The organism is Sphingomonas elodea ATCC 31461 (assembly GCF_000226955.1).
GTDB lineage: Bacteria > Pseudomonadota > Alphaproteobacteria > Sphingomonadales > Sphingomonadaceae > Sphingomonas > Sphingomonas elodea.
Genome location: NZ_AGFU01000107.1, coordinates 1 through 8,582 on the forward strand (window position 1 = coordinate 1; position 8,582 = coordinate 8,582).

The 8,582-nt window shown below is 68.1% G+C and carries 7 protein-coding genes; 5 read left to right on the forward strand and 2 right to left on the reverse strand.

Translation table 11 applies throughout. The features are described from left to right. The 3 genes from KK7_RS21290 to KK7_RS0119095 form a co-directional block, all read left to right on the forward strand. Window positions 1–1,844, forward strand: a 1,844-nt coding sequence (locus KK7_RS21290) for an efflux RND transporter permease subunit (RefSeq protein ID WP_010546240.1), incomplete at its 5' end; no start/stop codon positions are given. A 5-nt stretch (window positions 1,845–1,849) separates the two neighbouring features. Next, entirely contained in the window at window positions 1,850–3,280 is a 1,431-nt protein-coding gene (locus KK7_RS0119090) for an efflux transporter outer membrane subunit (RefSeq protein ID WP_010546241.1), read from the forward strand. Between the two features lie 63 nt (window positions 3,281–3,343). After that, window positions 3,344–3,628 (forward strand): hypothetical protein, encoded by a 285-nt coding sequence (locus KK7_RS0119095; protein WP_010546242.1) that lies wholly within the window; start codon window positions 3,344–3,346, stop codon window positions 3,626–3,628. Window positions 3,629–3,678: 50 nt separating this feature from the next. Here the strand turns inward: KK7_RS0119095 and KK7_RS0119100 are convergent, their stop codons facing one another. Further along, a complete protein-coding gene (locus tag KK7_RS0119100) occupies window positions 3,679–4,143 on the reverse strand; it encodes a GreA/GreB family elongation factor (protein ID WP_010546243.1) in 465 nt (154 codons plus the stop codon). After that, entirely contained in the window at window positions 4,140–5,204 is a 1,065-nt protein-coding gene (gene mgrA, locus KK7_RS0119105; RefSeq protein ID WP_010546244.1) for an L-glyceraldehyde 3-phosphate reductase, read from the reverse strand. The genes KK7_RS0119100 and mgrA overlap by 4 nt, the downstream gene beginning before the upstream one ends. 148 nt (window positions 5,205–5,352) lie before the next feature. Between mgrA and thrC the strand changes: the two genes are divergently transcribed. Next, on the forward strand, window positions 5,353–6,744 hold the full coding sequence (thrC, locus tag KK7_RS0119110) for a threonine synthase (RefSeq protein ID WP_010546245.1): 1,392 nt from the start codon (window positions 5,353–5,355) through the stop codon (window positions 6,742–6,744). Then, window positions 6,741–7,610 (forward strand): class I SAM-dependent methyltransferase, encoded by an 870-nt coding sequence (locus tag KK7_RS0119115; protein WP_010546246.1) that lies wholly within the window; start codon window positions 6,741–6,743, stop codon window positions 7,608–7,610. The genes thrC and KK7_RS0119115 overlap by 4 nt, the downstream gene beginning before the upstream one ends. Window positions 7,611–8,582: the final 972 nt, after the last annotated feature.

The following is an 8,582-nucleotide window of genomic DNA, read 5'->3' on the forward strand; positions in this document are numbered from 1 at the left end:
TCGCCCTCGTCCTGTCGGCGGTGTTCCTGCCGATGGCGTTCTTCGGTGGCTCGACCGGCGTGATCTACCGCCAGTTCTCGATCACGATCGTCTCGGCGATGGTGCTTTCGGTGTTCGTGGCCCTCGTGCTCACGCCGGCGCTGTGCGCCACCATCCTCAAGCCGCACGATCCCAACAAGGCGGAAGGCAACGGGCTGCTGGCGCGCTTCTTCCGCTGGTTCAACGAGAAGTTCGACAACGGCCAGCGCCGCTACGAGCAGGGCGTGCGCAGCACCGCCCGCAGCTGGAAGCGTTCGGGCCTGGTCTATCTGCTGATCATCGGCGGCATGGCCTTCCTGTTCCTGCGGCTGCCCGCCGGCTTCCTGCCGGAAGAGGACCAGGGCATCGCCATCGCGCTGGTCCAGGGCCCGGCGGGCGCCACTTCGGCGCGCACCGACAAGGGTCTCGAACTCGTCCGCGACCACTTCCTCCAGAAGGAAGGGAGCAACGTCCAGGGCGTGTTCACGATCAACGGCTTCAGCTTTGCCGGCGCCGGCCAGAACAGCGGCCTGGTGTTCATCCCGCTCAAGGACTGGAAGGACCGCAAGGGCAGTGCCAATTCGGCGCAGTCGATGGTCGGCCGCGCGATGGGCGCCTTCTCGCAATATCGCGACGGCCTGATCTTCGCGATCACGCCGCCCGCGGTGCAGGAACTCGGCAATGCGACCGGCTTCGACCTGCAGCTCGTCGATACCGGCGGCATCGGCCATGAACGTCTGCTCCAGGCGCGCAACATGATGCTGGGCATGGCGATGCAGGACAAGCGCCTGGTGGGCGTACGTCCGAATTCGCTCGAAGACGCGCCGCAGCTCAAGGTCGATATCGACCAGGACAAGGCCAAGGCGCTCGGCCTCGACCTGGCTTCGGTCAACAGCACCATCGCCAGCGCCTGGGGTGGCGCTTATGTCAACGACTTCGTCGACCGCGGCCGCGTCAAGCGCGTCTATGTCCAGGCCGATGCCCCCTATCGCCTGGCGCCGGAGGACATCGCGAACCTCTATGTTCGCGGCGCGACCGGCACGATGACGCCGTTCACCGCCTTCTCCACGCTCAGCTGGGAACAGGCACCGGTGCAGCTGACCCGCTATAACGGCCTGCCGGCGATGGAAATCCTCGGTGCGCCGGCCCCCGGCGTGTCGACCGGCGACGCGATGGCGGCGATGGAGGCGATCCACGCCAAGCTGCCGCCGGGCACCGCGCTCGAATGGACCGGTCTCTCCTACGAGGAGCGGCTTTCGGGCGGCCAGGCACCGGCACTCTATGCATTGTCGCTGCTGATCGTGTTCCTCTGCCTTGCCGCGCTCTACGAGAGCTGGTCGGTGCCGATCTCGGTCATCCTGGTCGTGCCGCTCGGCGTGGTCGGCGCGCTGCTGGCGGCCAAGCTGACCGGCCTCAACAACGACATCTACCTGCAGGTCGGCCTTATCACCACGATCGGCGTGTCGGCGAAGAACGCGATCCTGATCGTCGAGTTCGCCGAGGAGCGGATGCGCGAGGGCATGAGTGCCTTCGACGCAGCGGTGGAAGCCGCCAAACTTCGCCTGCGGCCGATCCTGATGACCAGCCTTGCCTTCATCTTCGGCGTGCTGCCGCTGGCGATCTCCACCGGCGCAGGTGCCGGCGGCCAGAACGCGATCGGTCGCTCTGTCGTCGGCGGCATGCTCTCTGCCACGATCCTCGCCATCTTCCTGGTGCCGATGTTCTTCGTGGTGGTGCGCAACCTGTTCGACCGCCGCCGCGGCAAGGACGAGACGCCCCCCGCAACCACAAATGACGGCGGCGCCCCGGCGCCGCAGGGAGCCTGACGGCCGTGACCAACCGCTTCCCCCTTATCCTCGTGCTCGCCGCGAGCACCGCGCTCTCGGCCTGCAACCTTGCGCCCAAATACGGCCGGCCCGAGCCGGCGGTACCGGCGGCGCTGCCCCAGGGCGGCGTCTACCCGGCGGCGGCCAGCGATGCGCCGGACATTAGCAAGATCGGCTGGCGCGACTTCTTCGTCGACGATCGCCTGCGCCGCGTGATCCAGCTGGGCCTGGACAACAACCAGGACCTGCGCCTCGCCGCCGCCAATGTGCTGCAGGCGCGGGCGCAGTACCGGGCGCAGCGCGCGGACCTGTTCCCCGCGATCGGCGTCAGCGGCACCGGCACCTACACCAATACCGCGCAGTTCGCGGCGAGCGCCGGCGGCGCGCTGGGCACCGGCGGCGTGCAGGACATTCAGAACTTCAGCGTCTCGGGCGGCATCACCTCATTCGAGATCGACCTGTTCGGCCGGGTGCGCAACCTCAGCCGCGCCGCGCAGGAACAGTATTTCGCCAGCGGGGAAGCGCAGCGCGCCACCCGCGTTTCGCTGATCGGTGAAATCGCCGCGGCCTGGCTGACGCTCGCCTCGGACCGCGAGCAGCTGGCGATCGCCGAGCGGACGCTCAAGGCATTCGAACAGTCGCTGGAGCTCACCCGGGCCCAGTTCCGCATCGGCACCGCCTCGGAGCTCGAATCGCGCCAGGCCGAAACCAGCTACGAATCCGCGCGCAACGACGTCGCCACGGCGAAGACCCGGATCGCGCAGGACGTGAACGCCCTCCAGCTGCTCACCGGCGCACCGGTGCCCGCCGAGCTGCTGCCGGAGGCGCTGGGCGACGGCAAGGCGACGATCGACGCACTGCCCGGCAACCTGCCGTCCGAGGTGCTGCTGCGCCGTCCGGACGTGCTGCAGGCCGAGCATCAGCTGATCGCACAGAACGCCAATATCGGCGCGGCGCGGGCGGCGTTCTTCCCCAGCCTTTCGCTCACCGCGACCGGCGGCTCGATCGCCTCGACGATCGGCAAGCTGTTCGGTTCGGGTACCGATACCTATACGGTCTCGCCCACCGCCTCGTTCAACATCTTCAATTTCGGGAAGAACCAGGCCAACGTCGATTACTACAAGGCGGCGCGCGAGGGCGCGGTCGCGACCTATCAGAAGACGATCCAGACCGCGTTCCGCGAAGTCTCCGACGCGCTGGCGCAGCGCGGCACGATCGACGAGCAGGTCCGCGCCCAGACCGCACGGGCCCAGGCCGCCGACGTCGCCGCCCGGCTCTCCGACGCGCGCTACCGGGCGGGGGTGGATTCGTTCCTCACCGCGCTCGATTCGCAGCGCAGCGCCTATGCCGCCGAGCAGCAGCTGGTCACCACACGGCTGACGCGCGCGAGCAATTTGGTGACCCTGTATAGAACCTTAGGTGGCGGGCTCGAGTGAGCCCTTGCCAGCTGCAAAAATCCGCATACTCTCTGGATCCAATAGGAACGGAGAGGTGCGGTGATGCAGAGCGAATCGCAAGCGGTACAATTGCCCGACGTGCAGGCCGGGGATGAAACGCTGATCATCCTCGAAAGCCTGCTGTGCGTGATGCGCGAGAAGAACCTGCTCAGCCGGCAGGACATCGAACTGCTGTGCCAGAAGGTGGATCGGCGCGCGGCGGGGATCAGCAAGAACCCCCTGCCCTGCTGCCCCGAAAAGGCGGAGAACGCCAAGAACTACCTGCACCGGCTGACCGCCTATCTGGGCCAGCGCTATGGCGGCAAGCATCTCCGCCGGGTGAGCTGACGCCGGCTGGACGCGGCGGCGGGAGCCCCTAGGCCCCGCCGCCCGACCTTTCACGACATCGCTTCGACCGCGAGCACCTCGATCGCCTCGGCCTTGCCGGCGAAGTCCACCCGCTCGCCTTCCTCCGCGCCGAGCAGCGCGTGCGCCAGCGGCGCCTGGAACGCCAGCCGATCGGCCGCCGGATCGGCCTCGTCATGGCCGACGATCTCGATCACCCGCTCGCGCCCGCCCAGCCGGATCCGCACGCGCGCGCCGATGCCCGCCACGCCGTCCACGATGGGCGGCGCAACCTGCGCGGTGGCGGCGCGGGTGTTCCAGTAGCGGAGTTCGCGCTTCAGCCCTTCCTTGGCCTCCGCATCCCCCTCGGCCTCGATCGCTGCCTCAAGTGCTGCGACCTTGCCCGCGATCAGCGCCGGCCCCGCCGCCGTGACCAGGTTGGGCCCGGCCGGCAGCGGCAGCTCGAACTTCGGCTCCTTGTGTTCCTCGTCGCTCTCGCGGCGGAAGGCGACGCTCATCGTTGCGGCAGATCCTCGAGCGTGGACGATACCTTCCAGAGGTCGATCGCGCCTTCGGTTGCATGGGTGTCGATTTCGGCCAGCTCCTCGGCCGAGAAAGCGAGATTCTTCACGGCGTCCAGCGAGTCGTCGAGCTGCTGCACCGTCCGCGCACCGACCAGCGCCGAGGTGACACGGCGGTCGCGCAGCACCCAGGCGATCGCCATCTGGGCCAGCGTCTGGCCGCGCTTCTCGGCGATCGCGTTCAATGCGCGGATGCGGGCGATGTTCTCGTCCGAGAGCAGGCGCGTGTCGAGCGACGAGCTGCCCTTGGCCGCGCGCGCATCCTCCGGCACGCCGTTCAGATATTTGCGGGTCAGCATCCCCTGCGCCAGCGGCGAGAAGGCGATGCAGCCGGTGCCGAGATCCTCCAGCGTGTCGAGCAGGCTCTCCTCGATCCAGCGGTTGAGCATCGAATAGCTCGGCTGGTGGATCAGCAGCGGCACCTTGTAGTCGGCGAGGATCGCGGCGGCCTTACGCGTCAGCTCGGGCGAATAGCTGGAGATGCCGACATAGAGCGCCTTGCCCTGCCGGTGGATCTGGGCGAGCGCGCCCATCGTCTCCTCCAGCGGAGTCTTGGGGTCGACGCGGTGCGAATAGAAGATGTCGACATAGTCGAGCCCCATCCGCTTGAGGCTCTGGTCGCACGAGGCGATCAGATATTTCTTGCTGCCGCCGACGTCGCCATAGGGTCCGGGCCACATGTCCCACCCCGCCTTGGTCGAGATGATCAGCTCGTCGCGGTGGCTGGCGAAGTCGGTCGCCATGACGCGGCCGAAATTCTCCTCGGCCGAGCCGTAGGGCGGGCCGTAATTGTTCGCGAGATCGAAATGCGTCACGCCGCGGTCGAACGCCCGGCGCAGCATCGCGCGGGCATTTTCGAACACGTCGGTGCCGCCGAAATTCTGCCAGAGCCCCAGGCTGATCGCCGGCAGGTCAAGCCCGCTCACGCCGCAGCGGCGATAGGGCATGCGGCCATCGTAACGATCGGCATCGGCGTGCCAGGGCTGGGGATAGGCCATCATCTCTCTCCATCGGGAAAGCTGTACGGAACGCGCCTATACGCAGGCGAGATCCGTGACGGAACACTCCGCACGCCCGACAATGACAAGCCGCCCCCAAGGACAGCTATCTTGTCGTGTCGGCGCTTGCCCGGTAACGCGGGCGGCCATGCAGTATCACAGCACCCGCGGCGGCGCGCCCTTGCTGGGCTTTCGCGACGTCACCCTCACCGGTCTCGCCAGCGACGGCGGCCTCTACGTCCCGACCGAATGGCCCAGCTTCTCGGCCGCGGACATCGCCGCGATGCGCGGCCTCTCCTATGTGGAGACGGCGGTGCGCGTCATGCTGCCCTTCGTCACGCCGGACCTGCGCGAGGACGAGCTCCGCCAGCTGTGCACCCAGGCCTATGGCCGCTTCTCGCACGCGGCGGTGACGCCCTTGGTCCAGCTCGACCGGCAGCACTGGCTGCTCGAGCTGTTCCACGGCCCCACCCTCGCCTTCAAGGACGTGGCGCTGCAGCTGCTCGGCCTGTTGTTCGAGAAGTTCCTGGCCGGCACCGATCAGCACCTCACCATCGTCGGCGCCACCTCGGGCGATACCGGCAGCGCCGCGATCGACGCGGTGGCCGGGCGTATCGGCGTCGACATCTTCATGCTGCACCCCAAGGGCCGCGTGTCCGACGTGCAGCGCCGCCAGATGACCACGGTGCTCGCCCCCAACGTCCACAACATCGCGATCGAAGGCAGCTTCGACGATGCCCAGGCGCTGGTGAAGGCGATGTTCAACGATGCGGCCTTCTCCGGTCGCTTCCAGTTGAGCGCGGTCAATTCGATCAACTGGGCCCGGCTGATGGCGCAGGTGGTCTATTATTTCTACGCCGCCGTCCGTCTCGGCGCGCCGGACCGGCCGGTCGCCTTCTCGGTGCCGACGGGCAATTTCGGCGACGTGTTCGCCGGCTATGTCGCCGCCCGCATGGGTCTGCCGGTGGCGAAGCTGGTGGTCGCGACCAACGTCAACGACATCCTCCACCGCGCGCTTTCGGCCGGCGACTATTCGGCGGGCACCGTCACCCCCACCGCCGCGCCGTCGATGGACATCCAGGTCAGCTCCAACTTCGAGCGGCTGCTGTTCGATCTCGCGGGCGCGCCGATCACCGAGCAGATGCGCGGTTTTGAATCTACCCGCGCGATGCAGCTCACCAATGCGCAGCGCGACGGCGCCGCCGCGCTGTTCACCAGCGACGCGATCGATGCGGACGGCATGAACGAGGCGATGCGCTGGGCCTGCGCCGAAGCGGGCCAGGTGATCGATCCGCACACCGCGATCGGCCTCGCCGCCGCGCAGCGCGCCGGGCTGGCCGCCGACGTGCCGGTGGTGACGCTGGCCACCGCCCACCCGGCCAAGTTCCGCGACGCGGTCGAGCGCGCCACCGGCATGCGCCCCAACGTGCCCAGCCGCGTCGGCGACCTGTTCGAGCGCCAGGAGCGCTACGACACGCTGCCGGCCGAATTCGGCGCGATCACCGGCTATATCGCCGAGCGGGCGCACGCCCGGCCGTGAAGCTCGTCACCCTCACCGGCGAGCCCTGGGGCGATTACGGGCTGGTCGATTCGGGCCACGGACGGAAGCTGGAGCGCTACGGCGCCTATCGCTTTATTCGCCCCGAGCCCCAGGCCTTGTGGGCGCCGGCGTCCACCGACTGGGACGCGCATGCCGAGTTCGTCCCCGGCTCCGACGAGGATGGCGGCGGCCGCTGGGAGTATCTGAAGCCCGTGCCGCGCGAGGGCTGGCCGCTGGCATGGCGCGAGGTGCGCTTCACCGCCCAGACCACGCCCTTCCGCCACCTCGGCTTCTTCCCGGACATGGCGCCGGTATGGGACTGGATGCGCGGCCGGATCGACGGGATGGCCGAGCCCGAATGCATGAACCTGTTCGGCTATACCGGCGTCGGCTCGCTGGCGCTGGCGGCGGCGGGGGCGAAGGTCACCCATGTCGATGCCTCCAAGAAATCGGTGATGGAGGGCAAGGCCAATGCCCAGCTCTCGGGCATGGCCGACAAGCCGATCCGCTGGATGATCGACGACGCGATGAAATTCACCGCGCGCGAGGTGCGCCGTGGCCGCCGCTATGACGGCATCATCCTCGATCCGCCCAAATGGGGCCGCGGCCCCAATGGCGAGGTGTGGAAGCTGGAAGAGGGCCTGCCCGGACTGATCGACGATGTGGCCAGGCTGCTCGACGCAAATTCGCGCTTCCTGTTCCTCACCGTCTACGCGGTGCGGATGTCGGCGCTGGCGATCGGCGAACTGGTCCGCCAGGCGATGGCCGGCAAGGGCGGCACCGTCGAGGCCGGCGAACTGACCGTGCGCGAAGAGACGCGCGGGCTGGAACTGCCCACCGCCATCTTCGCGCGCTGGAGCCGCTAGGCAATCGGCAGCCCCAACATCTGTCATCCCGGCGGAAGCCGGGATCCATTGGGGTCTAGGTCACGGCGCTTGCCGAACCGGAGTGCCGAATGGATCCCGGCTTCCGCCGGGATGACGGTTACTGGGTGTCTCAACCCGCGAGGAACGCCGCCAGCGCCCGCTCGAACGCCGCGGGCTGGTCGAGCATGACGAAGTGCCCGCTGTCGCCCACGCCCTGGATCGTGACCTTGGGCGCGCCGGCATATTGGCTGCGATAGAAGCCGAGCGTCGCCGCCTCGCCGCGCGCGGCGGTCCACGGCACCAGCACGGTGATCGGCGTGGTGATCCTGGGCAGGTCGGGGCGCAGATCGGTGACCATGTCCTCGTAGATCGCCTGGCCGCTCACCCGCATGTCGGCCTTGCTCGACCAGGCGGCGACCTTTTCGCGCGAAGCGGGCTTGAGCGCATTCTGCTGCGCGAGCATCTGGGCGAGCTGCGCGGGGAATGGCTTGCCGTAGAGCCCGGCCATCTGCGCGCGCATCATCTCGGCCTGGGGCTTGATCGAGTCGACGGTAGCGGCGGGGGCGAAGATGGTGCTGATGAACGGCAGCGCATCGACGATCAGCGCCTTCTTCACATCGGCAGGATGCGCCTTCGCCAGCATCAGCGAGACCAGCCCGCCCATCGAATGGCCGACCACCGGCACCGCGCCGAGCTTGGCGTTCGCGATCAGCGTGTGGAGGTCAGCAACGATGCCATCGAGGACACCCGGCTGGAGATTGCCGCGCGGATCGTCGCCGCCAAAGCCGTTGACCTGCACCAGATAGACGCGGTGGTTCCGGGCAAGCTCGGGCACCACGTCGTCCCATGTGGCACGCGGGCTGGACAGGCCGGGGATCAGGATCACCGGGCTGCCGCGCCCGACGACCTGTACCGAGATATGCTCCATCTGGACCAGCAGATCGGAAGAGCGTCGTGTAGGGAAAGAGTGTA

Bases quoted from the DNA above. Each gene is read 5' to 3' on its own strand.
- KK7_RS0119095 (WP_010546242.1), top strand. From the start codon at position 3,344: ATGCAGAGCGAATCGCAAGCGGTACAATTGCCCGACGTGCAGGCCGGG.
- KK7_RS0119100 (WP_010546243.1), bottom strand. From the start codon at position 4,143: ATGAGCGTCGCCTTCCGCCGCGAGAGCGACGAGGAACACAAGGAGCCG.
- mgrA (WP_010546244.1), bottom strand. From the start codon at position 5,204: ATGGCCTATCCCCAGCCCTGGCACGCCGATGCCGATCGTTACGATGGC.
- thrC (WP_010546245.1), top strand. From the start codon at position 5,353: ATGCAGTATCACAGCACCCGCGGCGGCGCGCCCTTGCTGGGCTTTCGC.